The 22,819-nt window shown below is 47.1% G+C and carries 24 protein-coding genes and 1 riboswitch; of the genes, 7 read left to right on the top strand and 17 right to left on the bottom strand.

All coding sequences use genetic code 11. The annotated features are described in order from the left end of the window. Window positions 1–56 precede the first annotated feature (56 nt). Window positions 57–1,781: a phosphoenolpyruvate--protein phosphotransferase gene (gene ptsP, locus BLD48_RS07515; protein WP_071499653.1), complete on the top strand. Its 1,725-nt coding sequence runs from the start codon at window positions 57–59 to the stop codon at window positions 1,779–1,781. 341 nt (window positions 1,782–2,122) lie between these two features. Here the strand turns inward: ptsP and BLD48_RS07505 are convergent, their stop codons facing one another. The 6 genes from BLD48_RS07505 to BLD48_RS07480 form a co-directional block, all read right to left on the bottom strand. Further along, on the bottom strand, window positions 2,123–3,634 hold the full coding sequence (locus BLD48_RS07505; RefSeq protein ID WP_071499651.1) for an MDR family MFS transporter: 1,512 nt from the start codon (window positions 3,632–3,634) through the stop codon (window positions 2,123–2,125). A gap of 145 nt (window positions 3,635–3,779) precedes the next feature. Beyond that, the gene (gene ptsG / locus BLD48_RS07500; RefSeq protein WP_071499650.1) at window positions 3,780–5,873 is read right to left on the bottom strand and encodes a glucose-specific PTS transporter subunit IIBC; all 2,094 of its coding nucleotides are present in this window, start codon (window positions 5,871–5,873) and stop codon (window positions 3,780–3,782) included. A gap of 131 nt (window positions 5,874–6,004) precedes the next feature. Continuing rightward, a complete protein-coding gene (gene ptsG / locus BLD48_RS07495) occupies window positions 6,005–7,528 on the bottom strand; it encodes a glucose-specific PTS transporter subunit IIBC (protein ID WP_014971089.1) in 1,524 nt (507 codons plus the stop codon). Window positions 7,529–7,748: 220 nt separating this feature from the next. After that, on the bottom strand, window positions 7,749–8,606 hold the full coding sequence (gene glcT, locus BLD48_RS07490) for a glucose PTS transporter transcription antiterminator GlcT (protein ID WP_014971090.1): 858 nt from the start codon (window positions 8,604–8,606) through the stop codon (window positions 7,749–7,751). A gap of 101 nt (window positions 8,607–8,707) precedes the next feature. Next, window positions 8,708–9,025 carry a YuiB family protein gene (locus tag BLD48_RS07485; RefSeq protein ID WP_071499649.1) on the bottom strand — a complete coding sequence of 106 codons (318 nt, stop codon included), beginning with the start codon at window positions 9,023–9,025 and terminating at the stop codon, window positions 8,708–8,710. A gap of 83 nt (window positions 9,026–9,108) precedes the next feature. Further along, window positions 9,109–10,320: an NAD(P)/FAD-dependent oxidoreductase gene (locus tag BLD48_RS07480; RefSeq protein ID WP_071499648.1), complete on the bottom strand. Its 1,212-nt coding sequence runs from the start codon at window positions 10,318–10,320 to the stop codon at window positions 9,109–9,111. A 243-nt stretch (window positions 10,321–10,563) separates the two neighbouring features. Between BLD48_RS07480 and BLD48_RS07475 the strand changes: the two genes are divergently transcribed. After that, window positions 10,564–11,559: an NAD(P)/FAD-dependent oxidoreductase gene (locus BLD48_RS07475; protein WP_071499647.1), complete on the top strand. Its 996-nt coding sequence runs from the start codon at window positions 10,564–10,566 to the stop codon at window positions 11,557–11,559. Window positions 11,560–11,856: 297 nt separating this feature from the next. Here the strand turns inward: BLD48_RS07475 and BLD48_RS07470 are convergent, their stop codons facing one another. The 3 genes from BLD48_RS07470 to BLD48_RS07460 all read right to left on the bottom strand — a co-directional run bounded on the left by BLD48_RS07470 (window position 11,857) and on the right by BLD48_RS07460 (window position 13,702). Beyond that, window positions 11,857–12,366 (bottom strand): GNAT family N-acetyltransferase, encoded by a 510-nt coding sequence (locus BLD48_RS07470; RefSeq protein ID WP_071499646.1) that lies wholly within the window; start codon window positions 12,364–12,366, stop codon window positions 11,857–11,859. Continuing rightward, entirely contained in the window at window positions 12,363–13,229 is an 867-nt protein-coding gene (locus BLD48_RS07465; protein ID WP_071499645.1) for an NAD-dependent epimerase/dehydratase family protein, read from the bottom strand. Before BLD48_RS07465 ends, BLD48_RS07470 begins: the two co-directional genes overlap by 4 nt. A gap of 122 nt (window positions 13,230–13,351) precedes the next feature. After that, the gene (locus BLD48_RS07460; RefSeq protein WP_014971096.1) at window positions 13,352–13,702 is read right to left on the bottom strand and encodes a HesB/IscA family protein; all 351 of its coding nucleotides are present in this window, start codon (window positions 13,700–13,702) and stop codon (window positions 13,352–13,354) included. Between the two features lie 117 nt (window positions 13,703–13,819). Next, window positions 13,820–13,960, top strand: a riboswitch (FMN riboswitch). Between the two features lie 159 nt (window positions 13,961–14,119). Between BLD48_RS07460 and BLD48_RS07455 the strand changes: the two genes are divergently transcribed. Continuing rightward, on the top strand, window positions 14,120–14,686 hold the full coding sequence (locus tag BLD48_RS07455) for an ECF transporter S component (protein ID WP_071499644.1): 567 nt from the start codon (window positions 14,120–14,122) through the stop codon (window positions 14,684–14,686). 63 nt (window positions 14,687–14,749) lie between these two features. On the opposite strand, the gene BLD48_RS07450 is transcribed toward BLD48_RS07455, so the two are convergent. Then, on the bottom strand, window positions 14,750–14,983 hold the full coding sequence (locus BLD48_RS07450) for a YuzB family protein (protein WP_012371187.1): 234 nt from the start codon (window positions 14,981–14,983) through the stop codon (window positions 14,750–14,752). 92 nt (window positions 14,984–15,075) lie between these two features. On the opposite strand from BLD48_RS07450, the gene BLD48_RS07445 reads away from it, so the two are divergent. After that, complete coding sequence (locus BLD48_RS07445; RefSeq protein ID WP_071499643.1) at window positions 15,076–16,128, top strand: NAD(P)/FAD-dependent oxidoreductase; 1,053 nt, start codon at window positions 15,076–15,078, stop codon at window positions 16,126–16,128. A 15-nt stretch (window positions 16,129–16,143) separates the two neighbouring features. Here BLD48_RS07445 and BLD48_RS07440 read toward each other — a convergent pair whose 3' ends face one another. Next, a complete protein-coding gene (locus BLD48_RS07440) occupies window positions 16,144–16,449 on the bottom strand; it encodes a DUF1462 family protein (protein ID WP_071499642.1) in 306 nt (101 codons plus the stop codon). Between the two features lie 110 nt (window positions 16,450–16,559). Between BLD48_RS07440 and BLD48_RS07435 the strand changes: the two genes are divergently transcribed. Further along, window positions 16,560–16,787 (top strand): NifU family protein, encoded by a 228-nt coding sequence (locus tag BLD48_RS07435; RefSeq protein WP_012371190.1) that lies wholly within the window; start codon window positions 16,560–16,562, stop codon window positions 16,785–16,787. 44 nt (window positions 16,788–16,831) lie between these two features. Here the strand turns inward: BLD48_RS07435 and BLD48_RS07430 are convergent, their stop codons facing one another. Both BLD48_RS07430 and BLD48_RS07425 read right to left on the bottom strand, forming a co-directional pair. Further along, window positions 16,832–17,596, bottom strand: coding sequence for a TIGR01457 family HAD-type hydrolase (locus tag BLD48_RS07430; RefSeq protein WP_071499641.1), 765 nt, complete (start codon window positions 17,594–17,596; stop codon window positions 16,832–16,834). A gap of 6 nt (window positions 17,597–17,602) precedes the next feature. Next, on the bottom strand, window positions 17,603–18,046 hold the full coding sequence (locus BLD48_RS07425; RefSeq protein ID WP_071499640.1) for a DUF86 domain-containing protein: 444 nt from the start codon (window positions 18,044–18,046) through the stop codon (window positions 17,603–17,605). Window positions 18,047–18,200: 154 nt separating this feature from the next. Here BLD48_RS07425 and glpX point away from each other — a divergent pair, with 154 nt between their 5' ends. Together glpX and BLD48_RS07415 are read left to right on the top strand one after the other, a co-directional pair. Next, on the top strand, window positions 18,201–19,181 hold the full coding sequence (gene glpX / locus BLD48_RS07420) for a class II fructose-bisphosphatase (RefSeq protein ID WP_014971102.1): 981 nt from the start codon (window positions 18,201–18,203) through the stop codon (window positions 19,179–19,181). A gap of 36 nt (window positions 19,182–19,217) precedes the next feature. Then, on the top strand, window positions 19,218–19,493 hold the full coding sequence (locus tag BLD48_RS07415) for a DUF3055 domain-containing protein (protein ID WP_071499639.1): 276 nt from the start codon (window positions 19,218–19,220) through the stop codon (window positions 19,491–19,493). A gap of 42 nt (window positions 19,494–19,535) precedes the next feature. On the opposite strand, the gene BLD48_RS07410 is transcribed toward BLD48_RS07415, so the two are convergent. From BLD48_RS07410 to BLD48_RS07395, 4 genes are all read right to left on the bottom strand, one after another. After that, window positions 19,536–19,988 (bottom strand): general stress protein, encoded by a 453-nt coding sequence (locus tag BLD48_RS07410; protein WP_071499638.1) that lies wholly within the window; start codon window positions 19,986–19,988, stop codon window positions 19,536–19,538. 83 nt (window positions 19,989–20,071) lie between these two features. Further along, a complete protein-coding gene (locus tag BLD48_RS07405; RefSeq protein ID WP_071499637.1) occupies window positions 20,072–20,452 on the bottom strand; it encodes a YutD family protein in 381 nt (126 codons plus the stop codon). A gap of 105 nt (window positions 20,453–20,557) precedes the next feature. Beyond that, on the bottom strand, window positions 20,558–21,457 hold the full coding sequence (lipA, locus tag BLD48_RS07400) for a lipoyl synthase (RefSeq protein ID WP_014971106.1): 900 nt from the start codon (window positions 21,455–21,457) through the stop codon (window positions 20,558–20,560). Between the two features lie 63 nt (window positions 21,458–21,520). Then, window positions 21,521–22,816 (bottom strand): bifunctional metallophosphatase/5'-nucleotidase, encoded by a 1,296-nt coding sequence (locus tag BLD48_RS07395; protein WP_083412267.1) that lies wholly within the window; start codon window positions 22,814–22,816, stop codon window positions 21,521–21,523. Between the last annotated feature and the right edge of the window lie 3 nt (window positions 22,817–22,819).

Here is a 22,819-nt window from a genome sequence, read left to right as displayed (position 1 = left end):
AGCAAAGAAACGACGTCATTGCGGCAAAAAAACTTACTGAAAAGAGGGTAATGCACATGGCACAGCATATCAAAGGAATTGGCGCTTCTGCAGGGATTGCGATTGCGAAAGCATTCGTGATGGAAACACCTGTCTTTGACATTCCAACTAATAAGATCGAGGATTCAGCGGCTGAAAAAGAGCGTTTCCAAGCAGCCATCGTTAAATCGAAAGGTGAACTCGAAATCATTCGTGAGAACACATTAAAAGAACTAGGCGCAGATAAAGCAGAAATCTTTTCAGCTCACCTCTTAATTTTAGAAGACCCGGAAATCGTTAGCCAAGTTAATGCGAAGATCGATGAAGATAAAACAAACGCAGCACAAGCACTTGATGAAGTCTCACAGATGATGGTCATGATCTTTGAATCGATGGAAAACGAATACATGCGCGAGCGTGCAGCCGATGTTCGTGACGTTACAAAACGGACGATGGCCCACTTGCTCGGCATTACATTCGTCACGCCGGCTCAAATCAATGAAGAAGTCATCATCATTGCTGAAGATTTAACACCTTCAGATACAGCACAACTTAACCGGAAGTATGCAAAGGGATTTGCTACGAACATCGGTGGACGGACTTCGCACTCGGCGATCATGTCCCGTTCTCTTGAAATTCCGGCTGTTGTCGGAACAAAAGTCGTCTTGACGGAAGTTAAACACGGTGATTTCTTGATTCTCGACGGTACGGAAGGTGACGTCATCGTCAACCCTTCAAGCGAACAAATCGCAGAGTATGAAGAAAAACGTTCAGCCTATATCGCTCAAAAAGAAGAATGGAAAAAACTCAAAAACGAAAAAACAGTCACAGCTGACGGTCATCACGTCGAGCTCGCAGCGAACATCGGAACACCAAATGATGTTAAAGGCGTTCTCGAGAACGGTGCCGAAGCAGTCGGATTATACCGGACAGAGTTCCTTTACATGGACGCTGAAACATTCCCGACGGAAGATGAGCAATTCACGGCATACAAAACGGTCCTCGAATCAATGGGCGATAAAAAAGTCGTCATCCGGACACTTGATATCGGTGGCGACAAAGAGTTGTCTTACCTCGATCTCCCACATGAGATGAACCCGTTCCTTGGATACCGGGCGATTCGTCTTTGCCTGGATCAAACGGATCTGTTCCGGACACAACTGCGTGCCCTTCTCCGGGCAAGTGCGTACGGTAAACTCGCCGTCATGTTCCCAATGATTGCGACACTCGAAGAATTCCGTGCAGCAAAAGCACTTCTTTTAGAAGAAAAAGCAAACCTTCAAGCAGAAGGTGTGACGGTTTCTGAAGAGATCGAAGTCGGAATGATGGTCGAGATTCCATCAACAGCTGTCATGGCGAAACAATTCGCAAAAGAAGTCGACTTCTTCTCTGTCGGAACAAACGACTTGATTCAATACACGATGGCTGCTGACCGGATGAACGAAAAAGTGTCGTATCTCTACCAACCGTTCAACCCAGCCATCTTAAGCTTATTGAACAACGTCATCACAGAAGCACACAAAGCGGGCAAGTGGGTCGGCATGTGCGGGGAGATGGCTGGAGAAGAACTCGCTCTTCCGATTCTCCTTGGACTCGGACTCGATGAATTCTCAATGTCTGCGTCATCTGTCCTTCGCGCACGTAGTTTGATGACTCGTTTGAACAAAGCAGAGTGTGAAGCGATCGTCGAACAAGTACTCGATATGGATACAGCGGAAGATGTCGTCAACTTCCTCAGCACGACATTCGATATCAAAAAATAAGGCATCTTTTTGGACACGTCCCATCGCGGGGCGTGTTTTTTTGTATCGTTAACAAAGTATCCTCTTTTCCTTATACTTCGTGCGGGAAATCGGATTAACCTACGTCGAAATCATTCCTCTTTGCACTCGCTTTCCTCAGGCGAGACACAAGCCAGTTTTCCTGCCCCATGTGGGCAGAAAAGCGGGTCTTGTTTGTCTCTGACAACGCAGTTGGCACTTGCGCTTTTTCCTGTAGGAGTCTCGTGCATCGAATGATTTCGAACAACAAAAAAGGAAAGCGGATTTTGACATCCACTTCCCTCTCTTCTGTTAATGCTTATCTAAATAGTTTTACCCGCACATTATGCTTGCTTTGTTTTCGGTCGTTCGCCTTGACCTTCTTTTAACGTGGGTCGTTCATTCCCCATCAGGAAAACAAAGACGACACCAAGCACTGCTGGAATCAATGCCCACAAGTAGACCGAAGAAATCGATTCTGCAAGTGATGACTTGATCGCATTCGCTACTTCCGGCGGCATGCTCGCAAGTGCGGATGCGGTCGGGAATTGTCCGCCATCCGGTGCATTTCCGCCCGGCAACTGTTCACTGATCGTCGATGAGAACGTCCGGGACTGGATGATTCCAAGCACCGTCACCCCAAGCGTCATCCCAATCGTCCGGAATGTCGAACCCATAGAGGTCGCAGCCCCACGTCGTTGCATCTCGATCCCATTGATACTAGCAAGATTGAGTAACGAGAAGCTGAACCCGACACCAAAACCTAAAATGATCATGTAGATCGTAATGGCTGTTCTTGATGTTTCAAGCGACATCGTGCTTAACAGATAAACCCCTAACAAGAAGAAAACTGCCGAGACGAACATGACGTTTCGGAATCCGTATTTATTCGGCAGACGTCCACCGAGTTGCGCCGAGACGACCGATGCGATCAGCATCGGCATCAAGATCAAACCGGAGTTTGTCGCACTTCCACCAAACACTCCTTGAACAAAAATCGGAATGAACACACTGGCAGAGATGAAGACGAAGCCGTAAAAGAACGCCACCCCTTGTGTCGCCGCAAACAGTTGGCGTCTAAATAAACTGAATGTAATGACGGGATCAGCCGCCCGACGTTCGATGAAACCAAAGACGATAAAAGCAACGAGTGCCGCGCCGAATAATCCTAAGATTTGCGGTGAACTCCAGGCGTAATCTTTTCCGCCCATCTCAAGCGCCAATAAGAACAGGACCAATCCTGCGACTAACGTCACCGCTCCGGCATAATCGATTTTTTGCGTCCGGTGAATCGGTGATTCCTTGTAGAACAACGAGACGAGTGTCAACGCCAATACACCGAGCGGGATATTGATGTAAAAGACCCAGCGCCAGTTAATGGCATCGGTCAAGACCGCACCAAGCAACGGTCCGAAAATACTTGAAATTCCGAAGACGGCACCAAACAATCCACTGACCTTCCCCCGCTTTTCCGGTGGGAAAATATCAAAGATGATCGTAAACGCGATTGGCATCAAGGCACCGCCGCCAAGACCTTGAACGGCACGATAAATGGATAATTCAATGATCGAGTCCGCCATTCCGCACAGCACACTGCCGGCGATAAAAAGTAACATCCCGAACAGGAAAAATCGTTTTCGACCATACATATCACTCAACTTACCGAAAATCGGCATGCCAGCGACAGTCGCAATCATATAGGCGGAGGTCACCCACGCATATTGATCAAATCCGTTGAGCTCACTGACGATTGTCGGCATCGCCGTCGCAACGATAGTATTGTCCATCGCCGCCACTAAAATCCCGATCAATAAACCTAACACGACATAACGTGTTTTTGTCGAAGTCGTAGCCATCGACTCACCTCTTTCTCAAAAAATAGCTAATCTTCATAATAGCTTATTCATTGTATCATCGTATGTGCAAAATCTCATTACTGAATGTTTAACTCCTCAAAAAAAACACGATCTCTCTAAGAAGAGAAACCGTGCCTTAAGGATGTTATTTGATCTCATACGATATTTTTTCACCCGCTTCGACTGTTTTTCCAACATCGACCGCAACTTTCCGGTCGCCGCTGTTCGTGACGATGATTGGTGTGAGTAACGATGGGACGAGCGGTCGAATCTGTTCGAGGTCAACGCTTAGCAACGGCGAACCTGGTTCGACCCGATCGCCTGCTTTGGCGAGTGCTTCGAATCCTTTTCCTTCAAGCGATACGGTATCGATTCCGATATGAATCAAAATTTCATCTCCATTATCAGCAAGGATGCCAATCGCGTGTTTTGTTGGGAAGAAGGTCGTGATTTCACCGGATACAGGAGAAACGACATATCCTTCCGTCGGTTCGATCGCATATCCGTCGCCCATCATCCGTCCGGAGAAGACTTGATCCGGTACATCATCCAGTGATCGAATCACTCCGCTCATTGGTGAAACATATCCTTCAACCGGTACATATGCTCCATCCGTTCCAGCTAAGCCCGACCGATCATCGGTCCGTGATTCGGCTCCCGTCGGAACTTGTGGAATCGGATCGGCTTCTGGTTTAACCGGTGGTTGATAGTTCGGATCGTTCATGATTTCTGCCATCTCGGTCTTGATTCCGTCCGATTTCGGACCAAAAATGGCTTGAACATTATCCCCGACTTCAAGGACACCGGCAGCACCCAACTGTTTCAAGCGCTCTTTGTTGACGCCCGATTTATCATTGACGGTAATCCGGAGCCGCGTGATACAAGCATCCAAGTGTTTGATGTTTGAGGCACCACCAAAGGCTTGGAGAATTTCATAAGGCAGTTCGCCAGCCGTCGTCGTCGATGCAACGGCCCCTTCTTGAATCGCTTCGCGTCCCGGAATCTTCAAGTCAAACTTCGTGATGACGAAACGGAAACCAAAGTAATAGATGACCGCAAAAACTAACCCGACTGGTATGACGAGCCACCAGGAGGTCCGGTTCGGTAAAATCCCGAACAACGTATAGTCAATCAATCCTCCGGAGAAGGTCATCCCGATTTTGACGTTGAGGATGTCCATGATCATAAAGGATAATCCAGCGAATACGGCGTGGACCGCAAACAATAACGGTGCAACGAAAACGAATGAAAACTCAACGGGTTCTGTAATCCCGGTCAAAAACGATGTCAAGGCAGCTGAGAAATATAACCCTTCAACCGCTTTCCGCCGATCCTTCGCAACCGTATGGTACATCGCAAGACAGGCAGCAGGAAGACCAAACATCATGAACGGATATTTCCCTGTCATGTATGTCCCTGCCGTAAACGGAACACCGTCTTTTAATTGCGCAAAGAAAATCCGCTGATCTCCGTTGACGATCGTACCGGCTTTATCCGTATACTCACCGAACTGGAACCAAAAACTCGAATACCAAATGTGATGCAGACCAAACGGAATAAGTGAACGTTCGACTAATCCAAAGATGAAGGCAGATAACGTTTCATTTGATTCAATGATCGTTTTCGAGAACGTATTGATTCCCGTTCCGATCGGCGGCCAAATGTAACACAACGCAAAACCAGCGACTAAACTGAATAGCGCTGTAGCAATCGGGACAAACCGTTTACCGGCAAAGAATCCAAGGAAATCCGGTAGTTTAATTTTAAAGAATTTATTATAGCTGTACGCCGCAATCAACCCGGCGATGATCCCTCCGAATACCCCCATTTGCAGGGTCGGTATTCCTAACACGGTCGCATACGATAAATCACTCGATTTTTGTGCTTCTGCAATCTTTTCAGGCGTAATCTGTAAAAACGAACTGATAACTTTGTTCATGATCAAGAATCCGACAATCGCGGCTAATCCTGCGACCCCTTCACCGTTCGCAAGACCAATCGCGACCCCGACGGCAAACAATAATCCTAGATTGGCAAAGATGATATCCCCTGCATCTTGCATGACTCGCCAAATGACGACTAATGCATCATTTTCAAGAAATGGCAGATACTGCGTCAGATTCGGGTTTTGAAACGCCGTACCAAACGCTAGGAGAAGCCCCGCTGCCGGTAGGATTGCGACCGGTAACATCAAAGCTTTACCGATCCGTTGCAACACACCAAACACGTTTTTCCACATCAGTGATTTCCCTCCTTTTTTTAACCAAACTACTTACTTCATACCCTTAATGTTTATTCCGCGAAACTATTTAGAAGATGTTTATTTCCGAAAAAAAAGAGCCTTCCCAAATCGGGAAAGCTCTTCATACATTAAACTGATTTTTCTTGTTTACGTGACGCGATGACAGCTTGAATTTCAGATTTGATGTTATCTGATTTTGGTCCGTAGATCGCTTGGACGTTGTTACCAACTTCAAGAACCCCTGCCGCACCTAATTTTTTCAATTCATTTTTGTCAACTTTTGATTTATCAAGTACTTCAACACGAAGGCGTGTGATACATGCATCAAGGTGTTTGATGTTTGATTCAGAACCGAGTGCATCAAGGATACCTGCTGCAAGCTCAGAGCCTTGAGCCATTGAAGTTTCTTGGACTTCGTCTTCACGACCTGGTGTTTTCAAGTTGAACTTGCGGATTGCGAAACGGAATCCAACATAGTACACAACTGCGAGAACAAGACCGACGACGATGACGAGCCACCACTGCGTACGTCCTGGAAGGACACCGAAGAGAAGGAAGTCGATCAATCCACCTGAGAATGTCATCCCGATTTTAACGTTCAAAAGTTGCATTGTCATGAACGAAAGACCTGCGAAGACTGCGTGAACTGCGAACAAGATTGGTGCAACGAATAAGAATGCGAATTCGATTGGTTCTGTGATACCTGTTAAGAAAGCTGTAAGTGCTGCTGATCCAAGAAGACCACCAACGATTGCGCGACGCTCTGGGCGTGCTTCATGGTACATAGCAAGTGCTGCTGCTGGAAGACCAAACATCATGAACGGGAATTTACCAGTCATGAATGTACCAGCTGTTAATTCAACGTTATCTTTTAACTGAGCGAAGAAGATCGCTTGGTCACCACGAACGACGTCTCCTGCTGCATTCGTGTACGAACCGAACTCGAACCAGAATGGTGCATAGAAGATATGGTGAAGACCAAATGGAATCAATGAACGTTCAATGAGACCAAAGACGAATGCTGCAAGTGTTGGGTTTTTCTCCATCATGAAGTGGGAGAATGTGTTCAACCCGTCTTGCGCGAACGGCCAAACGAATACAAGAACAAGACCTGCGAACAATGAAACAACTGCTGTAACGATTGGAACAAACCGTTTTCCTGCGAAGAATCCGAGGAACTGCGGCAATTCGAGATTATGATACTTCCCGTAGGCCCAGGCGGCAATCAAACCGATGATGATACCACCGAAGACACCTGTTTGAAGGGTTGGAATACCAAGTACGTTTGAGTACCCTTGACCATTTGCCACCATTTCTGGTGTAACGCCGAGCCAAACGCTCATCGTTTTGTTCATGATCAGGAATCCGACGATCGCTGCAAGTCCGGCTGCGCCGTCTCCTGCTAATCCGATTGCGACACCGACCGCGAATAAGAGTGCTAAGTTACCGAAGATGATATCCCCGGCTGCTTCCATCAATTTTGCAACCTTGATGATTGCATCATTTTTTAAGAACTCGAGTTTTGACGTCAAGTTCGGATTTTGCATCGCATTACCGAATCCGAGTAAGATCCCGGCAGCAGGCAAAATCGCAACAGGAAGCATCAACGCTTTACCAACACGTTGAAGAACAGCAAAAATCTGTTTGAACATGTGTGTTTCCTCCTCTTAATCTAAAATCTACAATAATAAATAATGCCAATGACAGGTCGAAAAAAGTCAGACATCTGACCGATTTTTACAGAAAAAAATCAGGCACAAGCGGATTGTAGACAAAATACACTTATCCCGTGAAAAATCCTAACGGAAATAAACCATTTTGCCCGACATCCCACTCATGCCTGATCGTATCAGTAACACGTAGTCCGTGCGGTCATTTACCTAAATCGTACTGCACTAAGCGTTGCAGATGCATCGTAAGATACGTCGCTTCACCGCGCGGTACCGCTTTCTTCAACTGACGTTCCATGATGGACATCAGCTCCCAAGCAGTATCATAGCACAGCGGATATTCTTCGCGCAATAGCTTTTCTACTTTTTCTGGCGCCTCTAGGTACTCACCATTGGAAACCCTTTCAATCGCTGACCGTAAGTGACGAATTAAACGCTTATAATCCAACGATTTTCGATCGATTTTGATCTGCAAACGCTGTTCGATATGACTGGCAATTAATCCGACGAGTTGATGATGTCGGTTCACTTCGAGCACATCTTTGAAGTTCGTTGCCGAATGAATGTGCAACGCGATGAAGCCCGTTTCTGCAGGCGGCAGATAAAAATTCATCTCGGCACTGATGAATTCAACGATTTCTTCCGCCAAGGCATACTCTTCCGGATATAAGGCTTCCGTTTCTGCAAGAAACGGATTCGTCACTTCCATGCCTTGCTCCAAACGTTTGAACGTAAACGTCAAATGATCCGTCAAGCCGATATGAATATGTTCATCAACCCGTTTTCCGAACCGCGTTTCAATCATCGAAACGATTTCGTTCATCAAAGCGATGAAATTTTCATCGAGGTGTCCGACAAGTGCCTTATACTGTGCCTGCTCGTCTTTATCTTTTAATGTATAGACTTTTTCTAGCTTTTCAAGATCCGTTAGTTGATCGTCTGGCTTCCGACCGAAGCCAATCCCTTTCGCGAGGATAATGACTTCCTGGTTGGCACCAGTCGAACAAATGACGACATTATTATTCAAGACTTTGATAACGCGGTACATTTGTTTATCCATTCGCTCTCAACCCTATCTGCTCTTACACATTTTTTAAAAGACACTGTTTTTATTATAACGTGTTTTAACGCACTAAAAAAGCCTACTCACTCAAGTAGACTTTAAAACATTTGGTAACCACTTTTACGCAGAAAGCGAATGGACATACCGGCGATGACGATTCCGGCAAGGCCGGCCACAAACATCGTGACATCTGCCGTCTGCAGCCCCATGATCCGTTCACCGAGTGCCGGAACCGCTTCACGGGCATTCGTGAAGTAATCAAGCGTCGACTGGTTATCAATCATCATGATGATGATCAGCGGATAGAGGACAAGCATGATCCACGTACTGCGTAACAACATGTTTAAGATAAAACCGATACTAAAGAACATGACGAGATAGAGAACACTCCCGATCACGGCTTGAATGATATGCATACTGTTCCCCCTTTGAATCTCTTTTTTAGTATAACCGACAAAAAAGGCAAATGCACGAGTGTACATTTGCCTAAAACGTGAACTTAGAATTTACCTTTTTTGATGGCAAGACCAATCTTTTTCAACTCAAGGAAATGTTTGTTGTCGATGACTTTTTTCATGAATGATGCGTTACGTCCGTAAATCTTCTTCCCGAAGACCATACCGATTCCATCTTTATGACCAAGTGAAGCGACTGTTCCTTTGTTTTCATATGTGAACGTTGATGTTTGACGTCCACCGATGAGAGCAGAGATGTTTTCAGCCACTTTGTGTGCTTGTTGCGTCGCGATCTGAGCAGTCGGCGGGTACGGACGATTCGAGTTCGGATCCATGACGGCTGAACAGTCACCGATCATGAAGACATTTTCATGCCCCGGAACACGGAGGTCTTCTGCGACGACGACACGGTTACGCATCGCTTCAAAGCCAGATGCTGCAACAACCGGGTTACCGCTGACGCCACCTGTCCAGATGATTGTGTTCGCTTCGATTGTTTCTGTTGTTTCACCTTGAAGCGGTCCGAATGTCACGCTGCCCGGTCCACATTCCTTGATGCCGTTACCGAGTTTGAACTCGATGCCTTGGCGCTCAAGCCATTTGTGTGCGTAGTTGACGAGATCCGCATCAAATCCAGGAAGGACTGTTGGAGCCGCTTCGATATTGACGACACGAACGAGTTCGCGTGGGATATCATATTGTTTACACAGTTCAGGAATCCGGTTGACGAGTTCACCCATGAACTCAATACCCGTAAATCCAGCACCACCGACGACAATCGTCAAGAGTGAACGGTTTGTTGAACCCGTCGTTTTGTACTCTGCGAATGAATAGTCGATATGTTCCTTGATTTTTCGGACACTGTTCAATGAACTGATCGTTAGAGCGTTCTCTTTCAATCCTTTAATGCCGAATGTTTCAGGAACGCCACCAAGTGCGACGACGACGTAGTCGTAAGGGACTGTTCCACCGTCGACAAGCTTCACTGTGTTGCTTGCTGTATCAACTTTCTCGACGATACCTTTGACAAGTTTGACACGCGAAGGATTGATGACATCATTGATGTAGATACGTGCCTGTTCAGCAGACATCGTTCCTGCTGCCGGTTCGTGTAACCACGTTGTTTGGTAATGATAATCGTGTTTGTTGATTAATGTGATGTTCGCTTGGTCGACGCCAAGTTTCTTTTGAAGGTTGACTGCTGTGATCAATCCACCGTAGCCGGCTCCAAGAATAACAATGTTTGGTGTGTTCATGTTCTGATACCCCTTACGATTAATAGTTTTGTTGTGATTTCCTTCACATTCAATTGCAGATAAATGCTCGAAAACTTTGTTCAAATAATGTTCACACGTCTATACGTTCATTGAACCATTTTCTATCATAGATTGCAAAGCTAAAATATGCAATCCCTTAAAAAAATGTGAGATGTCTCGCACTTGCCACATCGAACCCATCTTCCTATATAATAGGAGTATCCAACTTTAGGAGGGACTCAGATGCACCAACCATATGATGTAACGATTATCGGCGGTGGTCCAGTCGGACTGTTCACCGCTTTTTACTCAGGCATGCGTCAGATGAAGACGAAAGTCATCGAAAGTCTGCCACAACTCGGTGGACAACTGGCGACGCTTTATCCTGAAAAATATATATACGACATTGCCGGCTTCCCGAAAGTCAAAGCACAGGATTTGATTGATCGTCTGCTCGAACAAGCAAACGAATTTGATCCGACGTACGTCCTCGGCGAAACCGTCCTTGCTTATGAACGGCTCGATGACGGACTCATCCGCCTCGTGACGAATAAAGGAGAACATTACACGAAAACCGTCATCCTGACAGCTGGAAACGGGTCGTTCGCCGCCCGTCCACTTGGTGTCGCAGATGCAGAACGTTTCGAGACGAGTAACCTGCATTACTTCGTCAACGAGATGGATCGCTTTAAGGATCGCCAAGTCGTCTTACTCGGTGGTGGCGATTCCGCAGTCGACTGGTCATTGATGCTTGAGCCGATCGCTAAATCCGTCACGCTCGTTCACCGTCGTGATAAATTCCGTGCCCATGAGCATACGGTCGAGCTGTTACACAACTCATCTGTCAATGTCATGACACCGTATACACTCGAATCAGTCACGGGTGACGACAGCATCGAGACGTTAACCTTTAAACATGCGGAAACAGATGAAGTGATTGTCGTCGGTGCAGATGATGTCGTCTGTAACTTCGGTTTTGTTTCCTCGCTCGGACCGCTCAAGGAGTGGGAAGTCGAGTTTGAACGGAATTCGATCCGCGTCAACTCGAAGATGGAAACGGCGATCCCCGGTGTCTTCGCTTGCGGCGATATCGCCACTTATGACGGTCGTGTCAAATTGATTGCGACCGGTTTCGGTGAAGCACCGATTGCCGTCAATCAAGCGAAGTTGCTTGTCGATCCTTCAGCGCGTCACCCGCAACACTCGACTAGTCTTTTTGAGAAAGTCAAAAATCATTAAGTTACGCCCAAAAGAAGAGTTGCCTCGATGCAAATCGAAGTTTCTCTTCTTTTTGTTTGCAGTCTAAATGACTGTGTTTGACGCCGCCAGATTCTTTCTTCCCGTGCTTTCCTCAGGCGAGACGCAAGTCGCGGCTTCTTGACCTTACCTTTCAAGAAGCCGGGTCTCGCTTGCCTCTGGCAGCGCGAAAGACGCGCTTTTCCCTGTAGGAGTCACGGAAAATGAATCTTTTCTACACAGTTCTTTCAATTCAAAAAAATCATCCTAATCGCAATAGAATGATTTTTCAAAGCAATTTTAAGACAATGGCACGTTGAATCGTCGAACACGCGTCCCGTCTTCTTTTACATACGATTCGACTTCTTGTCCACCGTTTGCTTCGATGACACGACCGGACGCCAGGTTATCTGCACTGCATGTGATCAAAACAGAGTCAAGCCCCCGCTCTCTTGCGACGTTCAGTGCTTGACGTAACCCTTCCGTCGCATACCCGTTCTGCCGGGAACTCGGACGAATCCCGTAACCGATATGCCCACCGATTTGCTGCAGTTGGTCGTTCAGGTCATGCCGGAAATTGACCGCACCGACGATTTTTTGTCCGTCATATAACCAATAGGTCGAGTGCGTGACCCAGTTTTCCGGTGCCACCTGTTCTTCTTGTTGTTGCTCCTCTAAAAAATCCGCTAACGGCAAAAAGGTTTTACTGACGACACTTGGTACGATCGATTCGCCGGATTGTTGCCACTCCAGTAAAAAATCGAGGTATTCGACTTCAAGTTGTACAGACGGTTTGATTAATGTAATCATCTGTGATTGCGGACCTCCTCTTCAATGAGTCGATCGAGCCAGTCGTCGACATGTTGGAACAAATACCCCGCTTGTTTTGCGGCTGCCGTATCCATATAAAAGTCGTGATCCGGTGCCAGTGGTGACGGGTCTTCTCCAGTCGTTTCAAAACGGGTGGTCGTTTCCGCGACACGATCGATCTTATCCATCAAGTCTTGGATCGACAACACGCCGTCACTCGCCGCGTTGATTGGTCCGGTCATCGTCGAGCGTCCACACCATTCGAGAAATGCTGCCGCTTCGTAACTCGAGATGTACCCCATTTTCGCGTACAGATTTTCTGCAATGATCGGCTGATCTGCCAATGTTCGTTTGATATGGAACACCAATCGTTCCGTATAATCGTCCGGTCCTAAAACGACCGGGAAGCGGACAGCGATGACCGGGAACGTCGCCCGTTGGAAAAAGTAACTTTCTGCTTGGCGTTTTCCTTCCCCGTAGTCATGTTCTTTTTCCAGGTCATATTTCCCGGGAAACGGATTGTAGGCACGTTCTGAAATCTTCGTTCCACCGTTCTCATAAACCGACATCGTCGAGGTCAAGATATAACGACCGACCTTTCCTTCGAACGCATCGACGGCAAGTTTCGCCTGATACGGATTAAAGCAGATGTTGTCATAGATGATATCCCAGTTCTGACTCCCTAAGTCTTTCATCGTGCTGCTTGACGTCCGGTCTCCTTTAAAGAATGTCAAGCCTTTCGCGACAGGTGGCGTGTGCTCCCCACGCGTGACAATCGTCACATCATCCCCTGATTCTGCAAGTCGTAATGCCAGCCGTCTCCCAAAGTAACGTGTTCCACCGAAGATCAGTACCTTTCGCATCGATAGTCCTCCCTTATCATGGCGTTCGTTGTAATCCTTCTCCATTTAGCGGCGTAAGTCCTGTCTGTCTCTGAAAAACAAAAAAACCGCAGACGGAATCGTCCACGATTTGAGTCGTTCTATTAACATCCACCGGGTGTCCCGGCATTCGTCGCGGTCCGGAACGACGTCCCACACCCGCATGTCGCGATCGCATTTGGATTCGTGATCGTAAATCCGCCGCCAAGCATGGATTGTTTATAATCGATTTCCAGACCATTGACGACCGGATAGTCTTTTTGGTCAACGATGACGTTCACACCGTGTTGTTCAAAGGTCAAGTCGGTCTCTTTTTGACTGTCAAAGCCCATTCCGTAGGAGAGACCACTGCATCCGCCACCTTGCACGAGCATCCGTAGATTTTTTTCGTCGTCCGGCGCCTGCATCATCATCTCTTTCACTTGAAGAGCTGCTGCTTCTGTTAATTGGATCATGTCATCACCCTCCCTTTTTTTCTAGTATACGCAATTTCGAGCTGATTCGAAACCTAGTTGCTTGAAACTATCTTGAATTCGTTGTATAAAGGAGTTGTATCAAAAAAAATTAAATCGTTCCATCTTCAGGGCAGGGTGAAATTCCCGACCGGCGGTAAACAGACGATTCGTCTGAAGCCCGCGAGCGAATAGGGCGCTATTTGCTGATTCTGTGTGACTCAGGAGCCGACAGTATAGTCTGGATGGGAGAAGATGGCGGCATGTTTCTATTTCTTGAACCGATTTTTGTAAAAATCGTTCAGGTTTAGTTTATTGCGGACTTCTCCCCTATTGAATCTGATTCGATAGGGGTTTATTTTGGACGCAGCCATGCCAATACTTCATCGAGAGGAACGAGCAAAAGGAGATTATACTCGTATGAAACGCACACAAAAGATGGTCACTTTATCCATGTTAGGTTCAATTTCGTTTGTTCTAATGCTACTCAATTTCCCGTTACCTTTTTTACCGAACTATTTAAAAATCGACTTCAGTGATGTCCCTGCCTTAATCGCAGCCATCATGTTCTCACCGATTGCCGGTGTCATCGTCGAAGCACTTAAAAACGTCCTGTACTACATCTTCCGTGGAAGTGGTGTCCCAGTCGGAGAGCTTGCAAACTTCGCTGCTGGTGTTGCCTTCATCCTTCCGGTCAGTTGGTTCTATCATAAAAAGAAAACTACAAAAGGTCTCGCAACCGGTCTTGTCGCTGGTACAATCACGATGGCACTCGGTCTTGCAATCCTCAACTATATCTTAATTCTTCCAGCGTACGCTTGGTTCTTCGGTATGGACTACATGTTAGATCCTGCCGTCAAGTGGACGACGATTACAGCCGGTATCTTACCGTTTAACATCATCAAGGCTATGTTCATCTCAGCACTCTTCATTCCGCTGTTCTTGAAACTGAAACCATGGATGATGCGTCGTCAACAAACGATCTAAGTCCGAAGCCGCGCCCGCTGACAGACACGAATCCCCGGTCTCCTCTGAGACACGGGGATTTTTTTAGAGCTCGTTTTCTTCAATTTTTTGATAAATCTTTTCTAACAGTTCTTCCGGTGTCTCGCCGACGACCGTTTCGCCATCGACCAGACAAAAATGGTCGAGTGAACAAATGCCACAATATCCGAGACATCCATATTCGACGACATCGACATTCGGATCCCGTTCAAGTTGTTGCATGACGACTTGGGTTCCTGTCGCTAAGTTACTGATACAAAATTCAATAATTGGATTCACTTTTTTTCCTCCTTTAAGCAGGAATTGTCCTTCCCCATGTCGTATTATACAAGGTCAGACTGATTTAGGGGAACTAAGGGGGATTTAAAGTTATGAAGCAACTGGTTGTTTTAGGCGGCGGATATGGCGGTATGCGGATTTGTGAACGGTTTAAAGATGAAGAGGTCGCTGTGACCCTCGTCGATCGTTTACCGTATCATGCCTTAAAAACAGAGTATTATGCACTCGCTGCCGGTACATTATCGGATCGTGATGTTCGAATCGCTTTTCCTGAAGGTGAACATCTCACATATAAATATGGACATGTCGTTCAGATTTCACCGGAGACGAACTCCGTCCATCTGCAAGATGGCACGGAACTTTTTTATGACGATCTCATCATCGCATTAGGGTGTGAAGATAAATACCATAACATACCGGGGGCGCAAGAATTTACGTACAGCATCCAAACGCTTGAAGAGTCTCGGAAAACCCAACAGGCAATTTGCGGTCTCTCACCCGGTGCCGTCGTCTCGATCGTCGGGGCCGGACTGTCTGGTGTCGAACTGGCGAGTGAATTACACGAAAGCCGGAAAGACTTGAAGATCCGATTGTTTGATCGGGGTCCATCGGTGTTGTCGTTCCTGTCGGATAAAGTATCGACATACGTCCAGGAGTGGTTCGAAGAACATGATGTCGAAGTCATCAACAATTCAAATGTCACGTTCGTCACGGCAGATGACGTCCAAAACGGGGATGAGGCCTATCCTTCGAACTTAACGATTTGGACGGCCGGCACACAACCGGTCAAAGTCGTTCGGGATCTCGGATTTGAAGCGGATAGTGGCGGACGCATCAAGCTGACCGAACACCACCACGTCCCGGAACATGAAAATGTCTTCGTGATCGGTGATTGTGCGAGTCTACCGTATGCACCAAGCGGGCAGCTCGCGGAACATCAAGCGGATCAAGTCGTCGATGTCCTGCAAGCGAAATGGGACGGTAAAAAACTGCCGAAACTACCAGAGATCAAGTTACGTGGTATGCTCGGCTCGCTCGGGAAATCAGACGGATTTGGGATCGTCATGGGGAAACAGGCATTAACCGGAAAAGTACCACGTCTCTTGAAGTCGGGTGTCCTCTGGAAACATAAAAAGATCAAATAAGCAAAACGGCGCCGGTCATTCCGGTGCCGTTTTTTCGAGTCTCGTATCAATCGCCCGGGTGATTTTTTTCAGCTGGACGTATCCTTCGTCAATCATCTCCTCGTCGAGCAGGACGAGTGGATAAAAATAGACATCGTCCTTCAAGGCCAGGATCCAGTCATCTTCGACAGGTGATGTCTCGAAATCAACATACGCAAACGTTAATGCTGTCTCGTATTTTCGCCCAAGTACGGCTTGGAGCCAGCTGTAGGTCTCTTCTGAACTCGGTGCCCCGACGCAGCTCGGACATGTCTGTGCAGCGCCATATACCTTGATTTCCATTCAAACTCCCCCTCTTGATGGATACTTCTTTTTTAGTATACAAGTTTTCCAGATTGAGAACATTTTTCAACCCTGTTACAATGATTCTATAAGAAAGGATGTGTTTACGCATGGAAATGTTTGATCAAGTGAATGAAGTCCTCGAAAAATTGCGTCCGTTCCTTCTTCGTGACGGAGGAGACGTTGAACTCGTAGATGTAGAAGACGGTATCGTCAAACTCCGTTTAATGGGAGCTTGTGGCAGTTGCCCAAGTTCAACCATTACATTGAAGGCTGGTATCGAACGTGCCCTTCTTGAAGAAGTCGCTGGCGTCGTCGAAGTTGAACAAGTCTTCTAAGACTGAAAATCCCCACTGACATTTGTCAATGGGGATTTTTTTGTTCACAGAATCCATTCAGCTAACGTATCCACCATATAGGTTGGTTGTGCGTCCTGTCCTTGAATGAAAACCGGTGTATGGACACCGGAATTGACGTGCATCGTCCGGATACCGCCATTGATGCCGAATAAAATATCTGTATGGTAGTTATCCCCGACCATGATTAAGTCTTCTTTCGCGAGACCAATCATCTCGGCTGCGATATTGATCATGACCGGTTCCGGTTTCCCGATATAAAACGGTTCTTTTTCCGTCGTCACCCGTAAAACGGATGTCAAGGCACCGTTACCAGGCAAGAAACCACGTTCTGTCGGAATCGCGATGTCCCCGTTCGTCGAGATGAAGCGCGCCCCTGCACGAATCGCCAGTGCTCCGATTGCTAGCTTCTCATACGTGATCTGACGGTCGAGCCCGATGACGACATAATCAGCCTGCTCATCCGCAACAACTTGTAAGCCTTGACGTTCAAGCGCATCAATCAAACCGCCTTCGCCAATCGCATAAACCTTCGCACCAGGGGCGAGTTCCGCGATGTAGCGACCTGTCGCCATCGCACTCGTTAAGACGTGTTCCGCGTTCGAGTGTACACCCATACCACGTAATTTTTCAGCAACGGCTTCCGCTGTCATCGACGCATTATTCGTGACGAAGAGATACGGAACCCTTTGTTCTTGCAACTGATTGACAAAATCAACGGCTTCTTTGACAGGTTCTGTCCCGTTATACATTGTACCGTCTAAATCAAATAAATATCCTTTTGCTTTCATCCTGACTCACTCCTCAGTTGGTAAAAATGCAGAGACGGGTCCAAGTTCGGTCTCTAAATAGTGTCGAACGGCTCCCGGGAAACGACGTAACTCTGTTTCCTCTTCAAAAAGGATCTCGCGGATGTCCCCTGTACTCGATGTCGTAAATTCACGGACAATCCGTGTCCGTAGTGCGACGACTCGTTTCAGACTAGTGGCAAGTGCCGTATCGACGACCCGTTCATCTTCTAAAATCATGACGATATCTTCATAACTTCCCGGATCACGCATGATGAAACCATCAATCATACTGTTTCCGATATCGATGATACTTTCGATCACCAAAAACCCGATCCGTTCCCACGCCAGTGAAATCGTCAACGCATCCCCTGTTAATTCCTTGCTTTGACGTAGTGCGGTTTCAAAACAAACCACCGTTTGTTCAATCTTTTCACGATTTACGAAATACATCCAGCATTCCCCCTCACATCCTTCATTTTAGCTCTATCCGCGGGACATGAAAAGCAGAAAGGCTGTTTGCATCACATTCCTCAATGTGTTATCCTCAATTTAGATTTTTACGAAAATAGTATGTCACATTAGGTGACTTGGAGGTTATTCATAGATGGAACGGGAATTAGCATTAGAAATCGTCCGAGCAACAGAAGCAGCAGCATTAGCATCCGCCAAGTGGATTGGTCGCGGGAAAAAGAACGAAGCCGATGATGCGGCAACGACTGCCATGCGCGAAGTCTTAAATACCGTCAACATGGCGGGAACAGTCGTCATTGGTGAAGGCGAACTCGATGAAGCACCGATGTTATTCATCGGTGAAAAAGTCGGCACATCAAACGGACCAATCGTCGATATCGCCGTTGATCCCCTCGAAGGGACGAATATCGTCGCAAAAGGTCTTGGCAACGCGATGGTCGTCATTGCGGTCGCTGATCAAGGTGCCCTTCTCCACGCTCCGGATATGTATATGGATAAACTGACAGTCGGTCCGAACTTAAAAGGACACGTCTCACTCGACGATCCACTCGAAGTCATTATCCAAAAAGCAGCCGAGCTAAATCAAAAACGCATTGAAGAAGTGACGGTCATCATGCAGGATCGTCCACGTCATGACCATTTCCGGGAAGCGGCGATGCGTGTCGGTGCACGTGTCCGTCTGTTTGAAGACGGTGACGTTTCAGCAGGGATTGCACCACTTTCTCCATCAACAGGAATCGATATCTTCATCGGGACGGGTGGCGCGCCAGAAGGCGTCATCACGGCCGCTGCCGTCAAAGCAATGGGTGGCGACATGCAAGCCCGTCTGCACCCGATGAATGAAGAAGAAACAGCTCGTGTCATTCGGATGGGTCTGGCTGATCCGCTACAACTGTTGACGCTTGACGATCTCATCAAAAGTGACGACTGCATCTTCGCAGCAACAGGGGTCACGACGGGTGAAATGCTCGACGGCGTCCGTTTCTTGACGGATGATATCGTCGAAACGACGTCACTCGTCATGCGCTCGAAAACACGAACGATCCGGAAAGTCATCGCAGAACACAGCCTTTCACGTAAACCGTACTTGCAAAAAGTTCCCCAAACCCTTTAATCTAATCAGAGATGAAGGAAATGAGGGAACTGACAGATGATGCAAGAACGCGATTTTTTATATGATGACGTCGAACAGACAAAAACCCGATTCGTCTGTTGGATCGGCGAGACCAGCCGATTTGATTTAGCGATCACCCATTCGGAACATTTTTTCGGAAAGATTCTCGTACTGAATCTCTTATCGAATCGATTTGCGATCATCGGTCCGGATGATTTCGAGGAACCGGGTTATATCGCCCATGCCTTTGATATAGAGGATGAGGCGGCAGAAGAACTCGAAGGATACTTACGTGACTACATCGGCTTATGAACAACAAGCAGCCCCGTCCAATTGGACGGGGCTGCTTGTTGTTCATAATAATCGGTCGTTTCTTTCATTCATCGTGTTTGGACCACTAAAGACATTGGTATTATCCGATTCATCGTGGGCTTTACGTTCCGAATGCTGATCTGCTTCATCGCCGACGAGTAAGACGAATTGTCCCTCTTCCGCTGCTTTGTTGGCACGGTTGACATCCTCTTTCGTCAATCCGCTCGCTTGTAGCACGTCATGATGAGAAGGAGAAGCTGAACTGTCTTTTTTAAAGATCCCTTTGATCTCCTGCCAAAGATTCATGTGGTCTTCTTGCGACAGACGTGTCGACGTTTGCTGATTTTTTAAATCTGCCAATTCTTCGATTTGCTCCAGGTCATATCGATCATGGGCAACGACTTTCAAATCCGTTGATACGACACCTGCAACGCGTAAATCATGAACAGCACTGACGACTTCTGGCACAGAATGATAAATCCCGACGATTCTCATGGATAGTTCCCCCTATAATACGTGATACTATATTATTAGCCGAAATCATCCAATCAGAAACATCCTTTTAGATGTCAGTTTGATTACTGTTCCTCTTGTGTCTCTTCTTTTTCCGCCGAAAACTTCCGTTTGAGCTTTAGCGTGTTCGCTGAAGATCCGTCGAAGCGAGGTGGTGCTTCTTCTCCTTCTACGAGTTCCATCCGTTTGACGATAAAATACGCACATCCAAAATTACAATATTCATACAGATAATCCGCCACATGGGAGATTTTCGTATCGAACGTTGCTTTTTCGTGATTGTCCTCATAAAAACCACGCAGACGTAATTGACCGTGTCCCCAATCCCCGACGATATAGTCATACTTTTCAAGGACGTCACTAAACCGCCCGATAAAGGCTTCTTCATTAAATCCTTCTCGCTTCTCTTCGACGATTTCATATCTTTCACGATTGACTTGTATCATTTTTTCCACCCCCTGCTTCTTTTATCTTACCATAATCACTTCTAAAAACGAATCGTCCGACAACAGAAAACCGCCCTCGCACGTGGCTTGGACGGTTCGAGCTCGTTAGTCAATCGGTAAAGCGGCTTTATTTTTTTTCGCGGCATTGACTTGTTCGTCGGCATGGTAAGACGAACGGACAAGCGGACCGGCCTCACAATGCGAGAAGCCTTTTCCGAGCGCAATCTGTTTTAATTCAGCAAACTCTTGTGGTGTGTAGTATTTGATGACATCCAAATGTTTTTTTGTTGGTTGAAGATACTGACCGATTGTCATGATATCAACATCATTGGCACGCAAATCATCCATCGTCTGTAAGATTTCTTCCCACGTCTCACCAAGACCTAGCATCAGACTCGATTTCGTTGGAATTTCCGGTGCAAGCTCTTTTGAGCGACGTAAGAATTCAAGTGTCCGGTCGTACGTCGCCTTTGCACGAACCGTTGGTGTCAGACGGCGGACCGTCTCGATGTTATGATTCATGATGTCCGGCTTGGCTTCGATCAACGTCTGTAACGCGTCGAAGTTCCCACCCATGTCGGACGGTAAGACTTCAATTGATGTCTCCGGATTCATACGACGGACTTCCCGTACCGTCTCCGCGTAGACACCGGCCCCGAAGTCATTTAAATCATCACGGGCAACGGCTGTGATGACCGCATGTTTCAGATTCATCAGACGAACGGATTCAGCAACCCGTTTTGGTTCTTCTAAGTCAAGTTCGTTTGGCCGCCCCGTCGTTACGGCACAAAAACGGCAGGCTCGCGTACAGATGCTGCCAAGAATCATGAATGTCGCGGTCCGGCGAACGGCCCAACACTCATGAATATTCGGACATTTCGCTTCCTCACATACTGTGTGAAGCTTTTTTTCCCGCATCATACTTTTGAGTTCTGTGTACGTCTCATTCGTGTTCAACTTGATTTTCAACCACTCTGGCTTACGTTGTATCTCTCTGCGTCCCATGAATCGGTTTCCCCCTTTATCCGTAAAAAACTGACCTGATTTCTGTTACAGTATACCAAATATTCAGTGTTTGCGGACGTGTAATTCGCTGAATTCAGACTTCTCCGATAGGCGATTGAACAGGAGGTCCCGTAACAGTTCCGGCATGAAATATTCTTTCGGCATCTCTTTGATGGCGGGGAAAATCGGACCGAACGTAAACATATCCGGCAGGACGACAGTATAGTTCTTCGTCTCATCGATGGGCTGATCATTTCCGGAATAATGCATCTTGCCCATCAGCTTTCCACGAAAACCGAGTCCTCGAACCTTTAATTGTTCGAATGGTTCCGTGTCGACTTCGGAAATAAACTGCTTCAACTCAACTCCGGTCATCGTCACCTTACACGGATTGATTGGGTGCGGACAAAGCCGGTGTAAATCAAACGATGAGACAGGTCCTGGTGATAATGAACCGAGTAACATCCCGGCAGGCACACAGGCAAGATCGGCATTACACCAATCGCGCATCGTATCTGCCAATAGTTGCGTAAACGGGGACGGGTTGAACCAGTCATTCGAAAGACCTGATGTTCGACCAATCGGTTGTTTCATCTGACGCTCCGCTAAATACTGTTCTTTATCGAGTAAGACCGATGTCGCCTCGTCTGAAGGATAGGTTTCAAGTGAATGGAGGACGGCCTCTTTTTCGCCTGTATCCGTATTCAAGTAAATTTCACCTGCATACTGACCGTACTTTCCGGCCTGTGCAATCAAGACTCCGTTTTTGACGACTCCGTCATCGAGGACGTGATGGGTATGCGCACCGATGATCAAATCAAGTTCCGGGAATCGTTCGGCGAGTGCTTCGTCCTGGTAGAACCCAAGATGGCTCAGACAGATCAAGACATCGACTTGATCCCGCAAGGCTTCGATTTCACGCGCTGCCGCTTCCAACGGATCTTCAATCGACCATCCGAGCAAATCGTACAGTTCATAATAAGGAGCCGTCAGACCAAAAATCCCGACTTTTCCTGTCGGCAAGTCTTGGATCATGCCGGCTTTTGCAAACGGTGCCGTCAAGTTCGACACGAGGACGGGGAACGTCGCGTCCGTATATAATTCCTCGAGCCAGTCATGTGGAAACGTAATGCCTTCATTGTTTCCGATCGTGACGGCAGTCGGAGCCAGTTCATTTAATAGGTGCGTGTTGATTTTACCTTGCGTCGCCTCCGTTGCCGGTGCGACCCGGTCTGCATGGTCCCCTAAATCAAAGACGAGGGAATCATACGTCCGGTGTTCTTTCATGAACGACATATAGCGAGGCCACATATCAAAGTGTGAATGTAGATCGTTATAATGAATGACGTGTAACTTCACGCT

Source organism: Exiguobacterium sp. KRL4, from assembly GCF_001870785.1.
Taxonomy (GTDB): domain Bacteria; phylum Bacillota; class Bacilli; order Exiguobacteriales; family Exiguobacteriaceae; genus Exiguobacterium_A.
The sequence above is the reverse complement of the archived record's forward strand: the minus strand, read 5'-3'. Positions and strand labels throughout refer to the sequence as shown.

Excerpts from the sequence above, each read along its gene's own strand:
- BLD48_RS07405 (WP_071499637.1), bottom strand. The coding sequence starts at position 20,452 with ATGATACAAGTCAATCGTGAAAGATATGAAATCGTCGAAGAGAAGCGA.
- BLD48_RS07415 (WP_071499639.1), top strand. The coding sequence starts at position 19,218 with ATGATGCAAGAACGCGATTTTTTATATGATGACGTCGAACAGACAAAA.
- BLD48_RS07425 (WP_071499640.1), bottom strand. The coding sequence starts at position 18,046 with ATGTATTTCGTAAATCGTGAAAAGATTGAACAAACGGTGGTTTGTTTT.
- BLD48_RS07430 (WP_071499641.1), bottom strand. The coding sequence starts at position 17,596 with ATGAAAGCAAAAGGATATTTATTTGATTTAGACGGTACAATGTATAAC.
- glpX (WP_014971102.1), top strand. The coding sequence starts at position 18,201 with ATGGAACGGGAATTAGCATTAGAAATCGTCCGAGCAACAGAAGCAGCA.
- BLD48_RS07465 (WP_071499645.1), bottom strand. The coding sequence starts at position 13,229 with ATGCGAAAGGTACTGATCTTCGGTGGAACACGTTACTTTGGGAGACGG.
- lipA (WP_014971106.1), bottom strand. The coding sequence starts at position 21,457 with ATGGGACGCAGAGAGATACAACGTAAGCCAGAGTGGTTGAAAATCAAG.
- BLD48_RS07475 (WP_071499647.1), top strand. The coding sequence starts at position 10,564 with ATGCACCAACCATATGATGTAACGATTATCGGCGGTGGTCCAGTCGGA.
- glcT (WP_014971090.1), bottom strand. The coding sequence starts at position 8,606 with ATGGATAAACAAATGTACCGCGTTATCAAAGTCTTGAATAATAATGTC.
- BLD48_RS07470 (WP_071499646.1), bottom strand. The coding sequence starts at position 12,366 with ATGATTACATTAATCAAACCGTCTGTACAACTTGAAGTCGAATACCTC.
- BLD48_RS07440 (WP_071499642.1), bottom strand. The coding sequence starts at position 16,449 with ATGGAAATCAAGGTATATGGCGCTGCACAGACATGTCCGAGCTGCGTC.
- BLD48_RS07485 (WP_071499649.1), bottom strand. The coding sequence starts at position 9,025 with ATGCATATCATTCAAGCCGTGATCGGGAGTGTTCTCTATCTCGTCATG.
- BLD48_RS07435 (WP_012371190.1), top strand. The coding sequence starts at position 16,560 with ATGGAAATGTTTGATCAAGTGAATGAAGTCCTCGAAAAATTGCGTCCG.
- BLD48_RS07455 (WP_071499644.1), top strand. The coding sequence starts at position 14,120 with ATGAAACGCACACAAAAGATGGTCACTTTATCCATGTTAGGTTCAATT.
- ptsG (WP_071499650.1), bottom strand. The coding sequence starts at position 5,873 with ATGTGGAAAAACGTGTTTGGTGTGTTGCAACGGATCGGTAAAGCTTTG.
- BLD48_RS07460 (WP_014971096.1), bottom strand. The coding sequence starts at position 13,702 with ATGATCCAATTAACAGAAGCAGCAGCTCTTCAAGTGAAAGAGATGATG.
- BLD48_RS07445 (WP_071499643.1), top strand. The coding sequence starts at position 15,076 with ATGAAGCAACTGGTTGTTTTAGGCGGCGGATATGGCGGTATGCGGATT.
- BLD48_RS07505 (WP_071499651.1), bottom strand. The coding sequence starts at position 3,634 with ATGGCTACGACTTCGACAAAAACACGTTATGTCGTGTTAGGTTTATTG.
- BLD48_RS07480 (WP_071499648.1), bottom strand. The coding sequence starts at position 10,320 with ATGAACACACCAAACATTGTTATTCTTGGAGCCGGCTACGGTGGATTG.
- ptsG (WP_014971089.1), bottom strand. The coding sequence starts at position 7,528 with ATGTTCAAACAGATTTTTGCTGTTCTTCAACGTGTTGGTAAAGCGTTG.
- BLD48_RS07410 (WP_071499638.1), bottom strand. The coding sequence starts at position 19,988 with ATGAGAATCGTCGGGATTTATCATTCTGTGCCAGAAGTCGTCAGTGCT.
- ptsP (WP_071499653.1), top strand. The coding sequence starts at position 57 with ATGGCACAGCATATCAAAGGAATTGGCGCTTCTGCAGGGATTGCGATT.